The 13,289-nt window shown below is 69.3% G+C and carries 16 protein-coding genes and 1 pseudogene; 8 read left to right on the forward strand and 9 right to left on the reverse strand.

Annotated features, from left to right (window positions below; all coding sequences use genetic code 11):
* Positions 1-118: 118 nt before the first annotated feature.
* The 4 genes from ACRRRO_RS15920 to fdhD all read right to left on the reverse strand — a co-directional run bounded on the left by ACRRRO_RS15920 (position 119) and on the right by fdhD (position 2,273).
* Complete coding sequence (locus ACRRRO_RS15920; RefSeq protein WP_434080565.1) at positions 119-811, reverse strand: ArsR/SmtB family transcription factor; 693 nt, start codon at positions 809-811, stop codon at positions 119-121.
* A 1-nt stretch (position 812) separates the two neighbouring features.
* Positions 813-947 (reverse strand): hypothetical protein, encoded by a 135-nt coding sequence (locus ACRRRO_RS15925; RefSeq protein WP_424789276.1) that lies wholly within the window; start codon positions 945-947, stop codon positions 813-815.
* 157 nt (positions 948-1,104) lie between these two features.
* Positions 1,105-1,227, reverse strand: a complete 123-nt coding sequence (locus ACRRRO_RS15930) for a hypothetical protein (RefSeq protein WP_424795916.1) — start codon at positions 1,225-1,227, stop codon at positions 1,105-1,107.
* A 203-nt stretch (positions 1,228-1,430) separates the two neighbouring features.
* Positions 1,431-2,273: a formate dehydrogenase accessory sulfurtransferase FdhD gene (gene fdhD, locus ACRRRO_RS15935; protein WP_424789274.1), complete on the reverse strand. Its 843-nt coding sequence runs from the start codon at positions 2,271-2,273 to the stop codon at positions 1,431-1,433.
* An 86-nt stretch (positions 2,274-2,359) separates the two neighbouring features.
* On the opposite strand from fdhD, the pseudogene ACRRRO_RS15940 reads away from it, so the two are divergent.
* Positions 2,360-4,670 (forward strand): annotated as a pseudogene (locus ACRRRO_RS15940) (FdhF/YdeP family oxidoreductase).
* A 185-nt stretch (positions 4,671-4,855) separates the two neighbouring features.
* Positions 4,856-5,059: a hypothetical protein gene (locus ACRRRO_RS15945; protein ID WP_424786265.1), complete on the forward strand. Its 204-nt coding sequence runs from the start codon at positions 4,856-4,858 to the stop codon at positions 5,057-5,059.
* A 19-nt stretch (positions 5,060-5,078) separates the two neighbouring features.
* Here ACRRRO_RS15945 and ACRRRO_RS15950 read toward each other — a convergent pair whose 3' ends face one another.
* Entirely contained in the window at positions 5,079-6,206 is a 1,128-nt protein-coding gene (locus tag ACRRRO_RS15950; RefSeq protein ID WP_424795918.1) for a mechanosensitive ion channel family protein, read from the reverse strand.
* Positions 6,207-6,315: 109 nt separating this feature from the next.
* Between ACRRRO_RS15950 and fdxA the strand changes: the two genes are divergently transcribed.
* The 6 genes from fdxA (at position 6,316) to ACRRRO_RS15980 (ending at position 9,730) form a co-directional block, all read left to right on the forward strand.
* Positions 6,316-6,669 carry a ferredoxin gene (gene fdxA, locus ACRRRO_RS15955; RefSeq protein ID WP_424795919.1) on the forward strand — a complete coding sequence of 118 codons (354 nt, stop codon included), beginning with the start codon at positions 6,316-6,318 and terminating at the stop codon, positions 6,667-6,669.
* Positions 6,666-7,430 (forward strand): helix-turn-helix transcriptional regulator, encoded by a 765-nt coding sequence (locus ACRRRO_RS15960; protein WP_424795920.1) that lies wholly within the window; start codon positions 6,666-6,668, stop codon positions 7,428-7,430. The genes fdxA and ACRRRO_RS15960 overlap by 4 nt, the downstream gene beginning before the upstream one ends.
* 68 nt (positions 7,431-7,498) lie before the next feature.
* Entirely contained in the window at positions 7,499-7,879 is a 381-nt protein-coding gene (locus ACRRRO_RS15965) for a LuxR family transcriptional regulator (protein WP_424795921.1), read from the forward strand.
* Positions 7,879-8,772: an NAD-dependent epimerase/dehydratase family protein gene (locus ACRRRO_RS15970; protein ID WP_424795922.1), complete on the forward strand. Its 894-nt coding sequence runs from the start codon at positions 7,879-7,881 to the stop codon at positions 8,770-8,772. The genes ACRRRO_RS15965 and ACRRRO_RS15970 overlap by 1 nt, the downstream gene beginning before the upstream one ends.
* 110 nt (positions 8,773-8,882) lie before the next feature.
* Entirely contained in the window at positions 8,883-9,569 is a 687-nt protein-coding gene (locus ACRRRO_RS15975) for a universal stress protein (protein ID WP_434080566.1), read from the forward strand.
* The gene (locus tag ACRRRO_RS15980; RefSeq protein ID WP_434080567.1) at positions 9,569-9,730 is read left to right on the forward strand and encodes a universal stress protein; all 162 of its coding nucleotides are present in this window, start codon (positions 9,569-9,571) and stop codon (positions 9,728-9,730) included. The genes ACRRRO_RS15975 and ACRRRO_RS15980 overlap by 1 nt, the downstream gene beginning before the upstream one ends.
* A gap of 291 nt (positions 9,731-10,021) precedes the next feature.
* On the opposite strand, the gene trxA is transcribed toward ACRRRO_RS15980, so the two are convergent.
* From trxA to ACRRRO_RS16000, 4 genes are all read right to left on the reverse strand, one after another.
* Positions 10,022-10,396 (reverse strand): thioredoxin, encoded by a 375-nt coding sequence (gene trxA, locus ACRRRO_RS15985; protein WP_424795924.1) that lies wholly within the window; start codon positions 10,394-10,396, stop codon positions 10,022-10,024.
* A 96-nt stretch (positions 10,397-10,492) separates the two neighbouring features.
* Complete coding sequence (locus ACRRRO_RS15990) at positions 10,493-11,539, reverse strand: Rv2578c family radical SAM protein (protein ID WP_424795925.1); 1,047 nt, start codon at positions 11,537-11,539, stop codon at positions 10,493-10,495.
* Between the two features lie 59 nt (positions 11,540-11,598).
* Positions 11,599-12,384 carry a DUF5701 family protein gene (locus tag ACRRRO_RS15995; protein ID WP_424795926.1) on the reverse strand — a complete coding sequence of 262 codons (786 nt, stop codon included), beginning with the start codon at positions 12,382-12,384 and terminating at the stop codon, positions 11,599-11,601.
* A gap of 100 nt (positions 12,385-12,484) precedes the next feature.
* Positions 12,485-13,276 (reverse strand): GNAT family N-acetyltransferase, encoded by a 792-nt coding sequence (locus ACRRRO_RS16000; protein WP_424795927.1) that lies wholly within the window; start codon positions 13,274-13,276, stop codon positions 12,485-12,487.
* Positions 13,277-13,289 lie beyond the last annotated feature (13 nt).

Genomic DNA, 13,289 nt, shown 5'->3' on the forward strand with positions numbered 1-13,289 from the left:
AACTGTCGGCGGCATTGACGACCTCCGGTGCGCGCCGGGCGTGGGCGGATCCGATGGGGTCAGCCGAATCCGGAGCGGGCCGGGTGGAAGTCGCGTGTGGTGTGGGTGCCCGTGCTGATCAAGGGGCCTGATCGCTGCTGCCGTCGGCGTTGTCGCCGGCGGCTTCGACGTCCTGGGCTCGGGCCAGCAACTCGTCGAGGTCCGGGTTGAGGGTGGCGAAGAACCTACCCTTGGTGGCGCCGGCGGGCCGATTCGCAGGGTCGCGGCGGCCCTCGAACCGGTCCACCAGTTCTTTGATGTCCTCGGCGAGCTCGGCCATCTCCTCGGGGGTGGCCCAGAACGTGGAGGTGTTCACGGTCACCGCCGGCACCCACGTGCGGTCCTTCATATAGGCGGGCGCCTCGCGCAGGAACTTGATCACCCGGGCGGCCTCGCGCTGGACGTAGAGAGCGCCCAGTTCGGTCGACTCTGCGATCCCGGTGGGATCATCCCGATCAGGGCGCATGTCGCGGGACTTGTGAATCGAACGCCACGGCTTCTCCGTGCCCCGGGCTTTCCCGGCCCCGGGTTCGGCCCGCTCGATGAAGCGGCCGCCAGCCAGGATCCGCAGGTGGAAGGAGCAGTTCGCCACGCTCTGATCGAGTTTGGCGGCGATCTCACTTGCGGTGGCCTCGGTGACCTCGTCGAGGATCTCCATGATCTCGATCCGCAACGGGTGGGCCAGCGCCCGCATCACCGCAGGGTCGGTGCTGCGGTACTCGGCCCGGCCGGGTTGGTCCTGGTCCTCGGGGGAGGCGGTCGTTTCGCTCACCTCAGGCACCCCGGGTGTGCAGAGTCGCCTGGGCGCGGAAGCGGTCCTGCCGGCGTTCGGCGATCTCGGCGGCGATCTGGCTGCGTCGAGTGGTGGCGCGGCGGATGGTGCTCAGGTGCGGGGTGGTGCGGCGCATAATCTGCGTCCTCTCTGGTGGCTCATGCACAACAGTACTTGCGAAAGGGACGTTGCGCAAGACGTATTGCGAAAGGTTCATTGTGAGCGTGGGGCGGGGGAGCCGCTCGCGGACTGGGCTCCGCATTGCCGGCGAGTCCGGCAGGTTCGCCGCCGAATCAGACCGGCCGTGCGTGCAGGGAGGCCTGGGCCCGGTGCAGGTCGTGGCGGTGCTGGGCGGCCTCGGCTGCGATCTGGGAGCGCCGAGTGGTGCGGAGGCAGGTGGGGGCGATGCGTCGCATGGTGCTGGTCCTTTCGGTGGGTGTGAACACAACACTACTTGCGAAAGGAGCATTGCGCAAGGGGTATTGCGAAAGAGATGTTGCGCATGCGCTGATGTGAGCGTCCGCGCCGGGCGCAGGCGGCTACGGCGCGCGAAGGAACGCGATCCAGGGACACGGATCGCCCACTGAGGCGCATGCGCGAGCAGCCCTGACCTGCTGTCTCAGGTGTCCGTGCCGGACACCACCCGGTGGGCTCCGGTGTAGACGTTCAGCCGGTCACCGCGGTTGAACGCGACCAGGGTCAGGCCCACCTCCTGCGCCAGTTCCACCGCGAGGGCGGAGGGTGCCGAGACGGCCGAGAGCACCGGGACCCCTGCCATCGCTGCCTTCTGCACCAACTCGAACGAGGCCCGCCCCGAGACCTGCAGCACCGTGGCGCGCAGCGGAAGGTGATCCTCTCGCAACGCCCAGCCCACCACCTTGTCCACCGCGTTGTGGCGACCCACGTCCTCCCGCACGCAGAGCACGGACGGGGCACCGTCATCGTCTGCGGTGAACAGTGCCGCGGCATGGACCCCACCGGTACGCCCGAAGACCTCCTGGCGCTCACGCAGGCGCTGCGGCAGCGCCAGCAGGTCGGCCAGGGTGAACCGGACGTCGTCGTCGGCTACCGGGTACGCCGAGGTCTTGCGGATCGCCTCGATCGAGGCGGTCCCGCACACCCCGCAACTGGAGGTGGTGTAGACGTGCCGCGCCAGGTCGGGCAGCACCACGTCCTGGCTCAGGTGCACACTGACGACGTTGTAGTCACGCTCTCCCTGCGGGGTGAGGCCGTCGTAGGCGATCTGGCGCACCTGGTCCGACCGCCGGATCACGCCCTCGGAGACCAGGAACCCGATCACCAGATCCAGGTCGGAGCCCGGCGTGCGCATCGTCACCGAGAATGCGCTGGCCCCCACCCGGATCTCCAACGGTTCCTCACCGGCGATCTGGTCGGCCCGCTCCCGCCGCCCGCCGTCGGCGTCCAGGCGCAGCACCGGCCATCGTTTTACGATCCGCGCCATCGGCAACTCACCTCCCGCTTCGTCGGGTCCGCGCAGGCGCAGGCGCCTACGATGAACCGCACACCCGAGGATAGGGCGGTGCGGACATGACCGAGGACGAGCTCAAGGTCACAACGCCGCCGGACAGCGCCGTCGGGGCGGCGGGGGTGACCACGGCACTTCGGCACGTGCTGCGCGAGATGGGCCCGGTGCGCGGCGCCGCCGGCCTGTTGAAACTCAACCAGCCCGACGGCGTGGACTGCATGAGTTGTGCGTGGCCGGACCCGGAGGCAGGGGAGCGAAGTCATGCCGAGTTCTGCGAGAACGGCGCCAAGGCCCTGGCCAGTGAGGCCACCCGGAAACGGGTCCGCCCGGAGTTCTTCGCCGAGCACTCCATCGCCGATCTGGCCCGGCGCGACGACTATTGGCTGAACCGCCAGGGCCGCCTGACCACCCCGATGCTCAAGGAGGCCGGGGACACGCACTACCGGCCCACCACGTGGGAGCAGGCGTTCACGCGCATCGCCACCGAACTGCGCTCCCTCGCCCATCCGGACCAGGCGGCGTTCTACACCTCCGGGCGCACCTCCAACGAGGCAGCGTTCCTGTACCAGTTGATGGTGCGCGGATTCGGCACGAACAATCTGCCGGACTGTTCGAACATGTGCCACGAGTCCTCCGGGGAGGCGCTGGGGCGCACGATCGGGATCGGTAAGGGGTCGGTCACGCTGCACGACGTGCACGTGAGCAAATTGATCGTGATCGCCGGCCAGAACGCCGGCACCAACCACCCGCGGATGCTCACCGCCCTGGAGAAGGCCAAGCGGAACGGGGCCACGATCGTGTCGATCAACCCGCTGCGTGAGGCCGGCCTGGGCCGGTACAAGAACCCGCAGAGCGCCCGGGGCCTGCTCGGGCGGGGTACCCAGTTGGCCGATCTGCACCTCCCGGTCCGCCTGGCCGGTGACCTGGCGCTGTTCCAGGGGCTGGGCAAGTTCCTACTCGACGCCCACCGGGCCGGCCGGCGCACCCCGGGCCGGGCCGGGGCGATCGATGAGGAGTTCCTGGCGCAGCACACCCACGGCTTCGAGGACTACGCCGCGGGTCTGGCAGCAACCGACTGGGCGGACATCGAGACCGCCAGCGGCCTGAGCCGGGACCAGATCGAAGAACTGGGCGGGTTGCTGCTGGCCTCCGAGGCCACCGTCTTCGCCTGGGCGATGGGCCTGACCCAGCACCGGCACGCGGTGCCCACCATCACCGAGATCGTCAACGTAGCCCTGCTGCAGGGCAACCTGGGCAAGGCCGGGGCCGGGCTGCTGCCGGTGCGCGGGCATTCCAACGTGCAGGGGGACCGCACGATGGGGATCTACGAGAAGATGCCCCAGCCCTTCCTGGACGCACTCGGCGCCGAGTTCTCCTTCACCCCACCGATCGAGCACGGGGTGGACACCGTGAACGCGGTGCGGGCGATGCGCGACGGGCGGGTCCGATTCTTCATGGCGATGGGTGGAAACTTCGTCAAGTCCGCCCCGGACACCGCCGTCACCGAGGCCGCGCTGGCCTCATGTGCGATGACGGTGCACGTAGCCACCAAGCTCAACCACACCCACCTGGTGCCGGGACGGGCCTCGCTGCTGCTGCCCTGTCTGGCGCGCTCGGACCTGGACGTCCGGGCCGGAGGGCGGCAGCGGGTCAGCGTGGAGGACTCGATGTCGATGGTGCACGCCTCCTCCGGTCACCTGCAGCCGCCGTCGAAGCAGTTGCGCTCGGAGATCGCCATCGTGTGCGGGATCGCCCGGGAGCTGTTCACCGACTCCCGGGGCCGTCCCCTTCCCGGTGCGCCGGAGGCGGACTGGGAGCGCCTGGCGGCTGACTACCGGCTGATCAGGCGCCACATCGAGGCCGTGGTACCCGGGTTCACCGATTTCGAGGCCAGGCTGGACCACCCCGGCGGATTCCGCCTGCCCCACGGTCCCCACGACGTGCGCACCTTCGACACCAAGACCGCCAGGGCAACATTCAGCCGCAACGACCTGTGGTGGCCGCAGGTCCCACCGGGGCGGCTGCTGCTGCAGACGCTGCGCTCCCACGACCAGTTCAACACCACCGTGTACGGGATGGATGATCGCTACCGGGGGATCACCGGAGGGCGACGGGTGGTCATGGTGAACAAGGCCGACCTGACCGAACTCGGACTTGCCGACGGTGACCTGGTGGACCTGGTCTCGGAGTGGCGTGATGGTTCGGAGCGCCGGGCCCCCGGGTTCGGGGGTGGTGGTCTATGACACCCCGCGCGGGTGCGCCGCAGCCTACTTCCCCGAGACGAACGTACTGGTGCCGCTGGATGACACCGCGATCGACTCGGGCACCCCGGTCTACAAGTCGGTGGTGGTCCGGCTCGAGCCGACCCGGTGAAATGCGCCCGCACCGGGCGCGGTCAGTGAAGATGAACGACGAGAGTGAGGCAATCCAGCCAGACCGGCCGAACGCTCGGGACAACTCGGGGGACCTGGGCTCCCAGCGGGCGTAAGGTGGTGCGATACCCGGTTGGCTCGGGTCTGTTCGACAGCGACGATGCGACGGTCCAGGAGGAACCAGCGATGACGCAGGTACCCAGCGGCGATTCCCACGATCTGGCGGTACTGCGCCGTTGGGAGAACGCCGGCGGCGATTGGGAGGTCGTGGCTCGCGGAGAGACATCGGTGCGGATCGCGCTGTGCCGATGCGACGGGGGCGAGGAGGTGGAGCGGATCACCTCCACCGATCCAGCGCTCCTGCGCTACATCGTGGAGGCGAGCCACTGACCTCAGCCCGGGGTCGAACTCAGCCCCGGGTGATGGACCCACCCGTGCGGCCACCGGTGTTCCCGGCTGCTCCGGCAGTGGTGGCGTCCTGCCTGGCGCCGGTCGCGCGGCCGGGTTCGGGGAGCATGCGCACGCGGGTCTGTGGAAGCGCCTCGGGGTTGTGCTCCTGGAGCCACTTCACCAGGGATTCCCGGACGTCCAACCGCAGGAACCACACCGCGTCGGGGTCGTCGGCGCTGACGCTCGCGCGCACCTGCACGTAGCCGGCGCTGGCATCGGTGATGACCAGGTTCGCCGAGCGGCCGTTGAAGTGATCGGAGGCGTTCACCACCCGGTGGAACTCCGCGCGCAGGCCTTCGAGGTCGATCCGCCAATCGAGGTCGAAGAACACCGTGCCGGTGATGCGGTCATCGCGCCTGGTCCAGTTCTCGAACGGGGTGGCGGTGAAGTAGGTGGACGGCAGCACCAGACGGCGCTCGTCCCAGATCTTGACCACCACGTAGGTCAAGGTGATCTCCTCGATCGTGCCGTACTCGCCTTCGACGATGACCGTGTCATCGAGTCGGACGGCGTCACTGAAGGCCAGTTGCAGGCCGGCGAAGAGGTTGCCCAGCGTGGACTGTGCCGCCAGCGCTGCCACCACCGAGGCCAGGCCCGCGGAGGCCAGCAGGCCCGCCCCGACCGCACGCACGCCCTCGAAGGTGAGCAGGACTGCTGCCACGGTGAGGACCACCATCAGCACCAGCAGCACCCTGCGGGTCACGTGCATCTGGGTCTGCATCCGCAACGCGTCGCGGGTTCCCATCCGCTTGCCGGCCCGGTGCACGACACCGTCGACGATGAACAGGATGATCGCGGTGACCAGCCAGGCCACGTTGATGATCCACAGCACCTGCAGGACGTGGGCGACCAGGTCCCACCGTTCGGCCCCCTCCCCCCGAGGACGGTTCGCGGCTACCACGGCGTTCGCGGCGATCACCAGCGCCAGCACCAGGAACGGCACTCGGGTGCGCCGCACCAGGTACTTCACCGATGGCCATCGCCCCACCATTCGCAACGCCAGCGCGGGCACGCCGACGCCGACCGCCAGCGCGATGGCCAGGGCAATGCCGGCGGAGGTCAGCAGTTGTATCAGATCGTCAGGCATGCCCCCACTGTGGCTGCTGAACCCGGCCCACGCCAAGTGCCGGTGAGCCGGCTCACCGTTGGGGTGCCGCTCCCGAGTTCCTCCAAGGATCATTGTGTAAACTGTGGCAATGACGTACGTGATCGCACAGCCGTGTGTGGACGTCATGGACCGCTCGTGTGTGGACGAGTGTCCGGTCGACTGCATCTACGAGGGTGGCCGAAGCCTGTACATCCAGCCCGACGAGTGCGTGGACTGTGGGGCTTGTGAACCGGTCTGCCCGGTTGAGGCGATCTACTACGAGGACGATCTGCCGTCCGCGTTCGCCGCCTACTTGGAGGACAACGCCGCCTTCTTCACCGAGACTCTGCCCGGTCAGCCCGAGCCACTGCACTCACCCGGCGGCGCCGCGCGAGTTGGGGCGCTCGACGGCGACACCGCGTTGGTCCGGAGTCTCCCGCAGACCCCGGGGGGTCTGTCATGAAGCCCACCCAGCCGGCCGAGCCCACCCAGCCGGCCGAGCCCGCCCAGCCGGCCGAGCCCGCCCGGGCGGCGATCCAGCGTCCCCGACCCGCCCGCCCCGGCCGGCGCGAGCAGGTGCTCCGGGCGTTGAAGAGTGCCGAGGGACCGCTGAGCATCGCCGGAATCGCCGAGCAACTCAGCGTCCATCCCAACACGGTCCGGTTCCACCTCGAGGCATTGAGCCGAACCGGCCAGGTGGAGCAGGTCGCGGGCAAGCCCACCGGGCCCGGCCGTCCCGCGGCACTGTTCCGCGCGGTGCCGGGCATGGATCCCTCAGGGCCCACCCAGTACCGGATACTGGCGCGCATCCTGGCCCAAGACATCGCGGCCGGGCCGGATCCTCGGTCCCGGGCGATCGAGGCCGGGCGCCGGTGGGGTGCCGCGCACGCGGAGGAACTCGGGGGCCCGGCTGCCTCCGATGAGGAACCTGGCGCGGGCGCTGCCCCCGGCACCGAGCGCCTGATGCACCTGATGGAGGAGATGGATTTCGATCCCGGCCTGCAACCGGGACAGCCCGGTTCGGTAGGCCTTCGGCACTGTCCGTTCCTGGATCTGGTTGCTGAGTTCCCCACCGTGGTCTGTTCTCTGCATCTGGGCCTGATGCAGGGGGCCATGGGGGAGTGGAAGAGTGGCACCGAGGTCACCGAGCTGGTCCCGTTCGCCCAGCCGGATCTGTGCGTGGCGCACCTGCGTCCGTTGGCGCCGGGTCCCTCCCGCGGGTAGGCGCCGATCGGGCTCCTGCCCGGGCGAGGGACTGTGCTAGCAGGCATGATGGAGCCCGAGGAGGATCCATGGACAGTGTTTCGCTGGCCGATCTGGGCACCACGCTGCTGCAGAAGGCCCGCAGCAACAAGGCCGGCCGCGCGGCGCGGACCATCCACGGTGGTCGCGAGCACGTACTGCGCCAGACTCTGATCGCCCTGGCCGCCGGGCGACACCTGGGTGAACACGACACCCCGGAGGAGGCCACCTTGCAGGTCCTGAGCGGACAGGTGCGCCTGCACTGCACCGACCGGCAGGTGTGGGTGGGGCGCACCGGTGAGTACGTGGTGATCCCGCCGGTGCGGCATGACCTGGGCGCGCTGGAGGAAGCGGTGGTGCTGCTGACTTCCACGGTCACCCCGCACCGGGCGACCTCCCAGGACCCTAGTGAGCAGGAAGGTGAATCTTGATGGGCACACGACACCCCGAACCGCGTCATGTCCTGGTGACCGGGTCCTCCGGGCTGATCGGCACCGGGGTACTGGCGGAACTGCGACGGCGGGGGATCGGCTCCACGTCCCTGAATCGACGCGAGCACCCGGATCTGGACACCGACCGAGCGGTGGTCGGCTCGGCGGCGGACCCGGAGGCTGTCGCCGAGGCGATCGAGGGCGCCGACGCGGTGATCCACCTGGCGGCCGCGCCCACTCCGGACGTGGACGAGGACCACGTGGTCTTCTCCGGCAACGTCTCGGGCACCTACGTGACCCTGGAGGCGGCAGCGGCGGCTGGCATCTCCCGGGTCGTGATCGCCTCCAGCATCAACGCCCTGGGGGTGCGGTTCAGCCCACACCCGGTGCAGCCGCCGTATGTTCCGGTGGACCACCTGGCGCCCACCCAGGCAGCCGACCCGTACTCGCTGTCGAAGTGGGTCGATGAGGAGACCGCACGGGCGGCTCACCGGCGTCACGGTCTGGACATCGTGGCACTGCGGTACCCGCTCACCGGGGGGTTCGGCGATCGACTGCCCGACGCCTTTGCCGGGCAGTGGGACGATCCGGCCGAGGGCGCAGCGGACCTGTGGGCCTACCTGACCACCGAGGACGGTGCTCGCGCCGCCGTCGATGCCCTGCAACCCCGCGAACCCGGGGTGCACGTGGCCTATGTGGCGGCACCGACCACGTGCATGCCGCAGGACACCATCGAACTGCTCGACGCGTATCTACCGGACGTGCCGCGCACGCGTGAGTTCACCGGTCGGCAGGTCCCGATGGATCTGGAGCCGGCCCGGCGAGTGTTCGGCTTCAGCGCCCCGGACCTGAGCGTGGCGGAGTTGAAGGAGCGCTGCCGGGCGGGGGAGTAACCGGGCTGCCCGATCACCGACCGGGACCTTCGACACTGGCGCCGCCGTTGCCGCCACGATGCAATGGAAGCATCTGAACTTCTCGAGGACCTTGGGAGAGGGAGGCCATCATGAGTGCTGGCAAACAGATCGTCGTCGGGACCGACGGATCACCCCACGCGGCGAGTGCGGTGACGTGGGCGGCAGGTGAGGCACACAGGCTGGGTATGCCGTTGCGGATCGTGACGGTGTTCGAGCAGTGGGCGGACGTGCGCCCGCACGACGCCGAGGTGCACACCGAGCAGGAGGAGCGCGCCATGGGTGTCCTGGCCGACGCCAAGAAGGCGGCGCAGGCACAGCATCCGGACCTGGAGGTGGAGGCGGTGCTCCGGGTGGGCGATGCGGTCGAGGAACTGACCCATCAGTCCATCGGCGCCCACCTGGTGGTCACCGGCTCGCGGGGCCGGGGCGGTTTCGCCGGTATGGTGCTCGGGTCGACGAGCCGGAGCCTGACCATCGCCTCCGGTGCGCCACTGGTGATCGTGCCCGAGCAGGGTGCGGGTTCGGGTCCGGTCGTCGTGGGAGTCGACGGCTCGGAGCAGTCGGATCGCGCGCTGGCTTTCGCGGCGGCGCAGGCCCACTCCCGGGGGGTCGCGCTCAAGCCGGTGCGGGTGGTGACCGAGCCGCCGTGGTTCGGACCGGTCGAGACCTACGGCTCCTGGTTGGAGGGGATTGTGGTCGAGGCCGAGAACGACCTGGAGAAGCAGGTGGGCCGATCCGTACCCAGTACCCCGACCTGCAGGTCCATCGCACGGTGATGCGGGGCCATCCGGCCGATGCGCTGCGCGAGGCCGGCAAGGACGCCTCGATGCTGGTGGTGGGCTCGCGGGGACGGTCGACCGCCCGATCGATGCTGCTCGGTTCCATCAGTCACGGGGTGTTGCACCACGCCCCGTGCCCGGTGGCAGTACTTGCCTGAACCAACCCAGCGGCCTTGATTGGTCGGGCCGGCGTACTGTGCCGGAGATCACGAATCTGTAACTCTACGTCGCTAAGGGTGGAATCCGGGGCCGAAACGTGGCTGCATGGGTATGCGCCCTCGGGCGCACCGGGGATTCACCCCCCGGGACGCGAGGCCGCAACCCGGCAATGGCGCCGAGTTGCGGCAACGCCCTGGGGGTCGGTCCGCGATCACGCCGCCTAAACTGCGGCTACTCGCATGGTGCTAGTGCGGCCACGCGGCACGGACCGCGCCCAGCACCACCCCGGATCAGGACTGCTGGCTGCCCTGCTGTTCGGCGACCTTGGCTTTGACCTCATCCATGTCCAGGTCCTTGACGGCGCCGACCAGTTCGGTCAGCGACTTCTCCGGTAGCGCGCCGGCCTGGTTGAACACCAGGATGCCCTCGCGGAAGGCCATCAGGGTGGGGATGGAGGTGATCTGCGCCTGTGCCGCCAGGGCTTGCTCAGCCTCGGTGTCGACCTTGGCGAACGTCACGTCCGGGTTCGCCTCGGACACCTTGTCGTAGATGGGAGCGAACTGTTTGCACGGTCCGCACCAGTCCGCCCAGAAGTCCACGAGCACGATGTCGTTGGATTCGATGGTCTCGCTGAAGTTCTCGGTGGTGATGTCGATGGTGGACAAGAAGTGCTCCTCGATCGGGATAACGGTCGCACGTTCTACAACAGTCGGACATCCCGTGTATTCCCCGGGCGGCGCCGGGCAGGGGTGATCGCCGGATCAGAACAGAGCCGGCTGGGCCGGCTCTGTCCCGGGCGGGGTGCCCGGGACTTGTCCCACCCGCTCGGGTGAGCGCTGCCACCGGTCCGGTGCGCCGTCGTCGTCGCCTGATCGCTGTGGTCTGATGAAGCCGAGCCGACGGCGTAACCGGTCCACCCGGGTGGAGAGCCAGCGCGCGTAGTCGTTGGGTACGTAGGAAGATCCGGAGTACAGGCGCCGGTAGCGGCCCACCAGGCCCGGTCGCTCGGTGGCGAGCCAGCGCATGAACCACTCCCGAGCACCCGGTCTGAGGTGCAACGGACCGGCGCTGATCCATTGCGCCCCCGAGGAGCGCACCGCGGTGAACAGTTCCTCCAGGTGCTCATCGCCGTCGGTCAGCCACGGCAGGATCGGCATGGCCAGCACGTGGCAATCCAGTCCGGCTTCGCGCACCGCCCGGATCAGGCCCAGGCGTGCTTTCGGCGGGGGAGTGCCCGGTTCGACGAGTTGCTGCAGGTGTGGATCGATGAACGCCAGCGAGACCCCGATCTGGGTCTCGGGAGCCGTCGTCGCCAGCAGTGGTAGATCGCGGCGCAGGAGCGGGCCCTTGGTCAGGATCGACATCGGGGTGCCTGACTGCGCCAGCGCTTCGATGATGCCGGGCATCAGTTCATAACGACCCTCGGCGCGCATGTACGGGTCGGAGTTCGTGCCCAGGGCCACGTGTTCGCGCTGCCAGGACGGCCGCGCCAGTTCGGCCCGCAGCACCTGCACGATGTTGGTCTTCACCACGATCTGGGTGTCGAAGTCCCGGCCGGCATCCAGGTCCAGGTACTCGTGGGTCTTGCGAGCGAAGCAGTAGGTGCAGCGGTGCAAGCAGCCCCGCGTGGGGTTGATTGTCCACCCGAACGGCATCTGGGAGTTGCCCGGCACCTTGTTCAGCGCCGACTTGCAGGCGACCTCGTGGAACGTGACACCGTCGAACTCGGGCGTGCGGACGCTGCGGATCAGGCCACGCAGCGGGAGGAGTGCCTGGGGGTCGTCGAGTTGCTGTGCTGACCATCGCATGACTCCAGTCGAACAGAAGTTCGAGGCGATGTCACGTCATGACACTCCGGTGGTGCGGCTCAATGCAGCGCCACCCGGCTCGCAACTGAGGCGATGCCGAGCCAGGTGTGCCGATTGCGCCACCAGCACCAGCCGACCTTCGGCGCGTTCTTGCGTTCCGTCCCGTCGCGCCCGGTGCCACCGGAAATCCACAGGGCGGGGGTGCGGGCGTCGAGGCGACCATGGGGTTTGCGCAACCGGGAGGCGATCGTCATGAAGCAGTAGTTCGGCTCCAGCGCCTCGGGCTGGGCGAGCACCCAGAAGATGCCCTCGGTCAGGGTCAGGGGAGTGCGCGCCTCGGCGGTCAGTCGCTCCAGAGCCTCCGCCGGGCTGGCGTTGCGCAGGTGGTCGCCGCGGTCGGGGTCGGTGAGCAGGTACGGGGTCTCGGGCACCTCGATACCGGTGGGGGTGAAGTCATCCACGTCGGTCATATCCTGTACCACGAAACCGGGTTTGGTGCCGCGACGCATCAGGGCTGCCAGATCCGCGACCGGCGCGCCGGGCAGAACCAGCAGCGGCGGGCCGGCCGCCGCCCCGGGAAGGGCATCGGCAGCAAATCCGCGCACCTGCTCGGCCTCGAGGTGGAGGAGTTCGGGGACCCCCAGCGCGATCAGGTTCTCGGCCTGCTGAATCGTGCTCGGCAGCGGCGGCAGGGCGCGGTCGTTCACAGCCCGGGCGGCGCCGCCATCGTGGCGGGCGGGGACGTCATCGTGGAGGTCGGGGACGGTCTCGGTGTCGGCGTGGCCGGGGGCGGTCCCGGCGGTGCTGTGGGGAACGGACTCAGTGGAGGCGCGGGAAGGCGTCATCGAACCTCACGGGGCATCGGGCCGGACAGCCGCTGGGCGGCCGCCGGAGGCAGAGGCGGATGGCATCGGGGTAACGCCCCCGATCGTGGGAATGTTCCGGTCAGACCGCGCCGGCAGCCAGCGAACGGGAGGCCCATGCCCACGCAGTGCGGTAGCCCAGGCGGTGGTAGGCGCGCCGTGCAACCGGGTTGTCGGAGTACATGCTCAGTGTGCACACGCCGGCATCAGTCAGACCAACCCGGGTCAACGCGGCCGTCACCGCGGCCCCCAGTCCTCGACCGCGATACGCGGTGTGCACCACGATCCCGGCCAGGTAGGGCACGCCGGAGGGCAGGCGCTGCATCGCGCCGGCGGCGATCAGGGCACCTTCCGGGGCCCGGGCGCCGATCCACACCTCGCTGAGGCCGGTACCCGGCTCGCCCTCGGCAGTCGGGGAGTGATCGGTGGAGAGTTGGAGGATCTCGGCCGCGTCGTCCGTGTCGTCCAGGTGCAGCAGGTCTGCCTCGGCGGCCAGCGGTGCGGGTGCGGTCAGGGTCCACATCCACTCCCAGTCCCCGCCGCCATCCACCCGAACCTGTCGCTCGAGCGCCCCGATGTAGGCCTGGGGCACGGAGATGCCCAGCACTCCGAGTTCGCCGACGAGGCCGGAGCGCACCGCCTGGGCGATGGCCGCCTCGACCGCGGCTTCCGGGTCCGGAGCGCCCGGGAGCGGGATCACGGTCAGACTGTGACGGCGCCCGCCCTCGCGCTCCACCGCGAGGGCGAACTCACTACGCCACATCCGTGGCGCCGGATCGGAGGGTAGCGACCAGCGAACCCACGGGTCGCCACCGGAGACCGCCAGTGCGTGGGCGTGGGAGCCGACCGGTTCAAGCACAGCGCTATCGAGCACGCCACCATTCTGC

Source organism: Sanguibacter sp. Z1732, from assembly GCF_051020515.1.
Lineage (GTDB): Bacteria > Actinomycetota > Actinomycetes > Actinomycetales > Beutenbergiaceae > CALKWS01.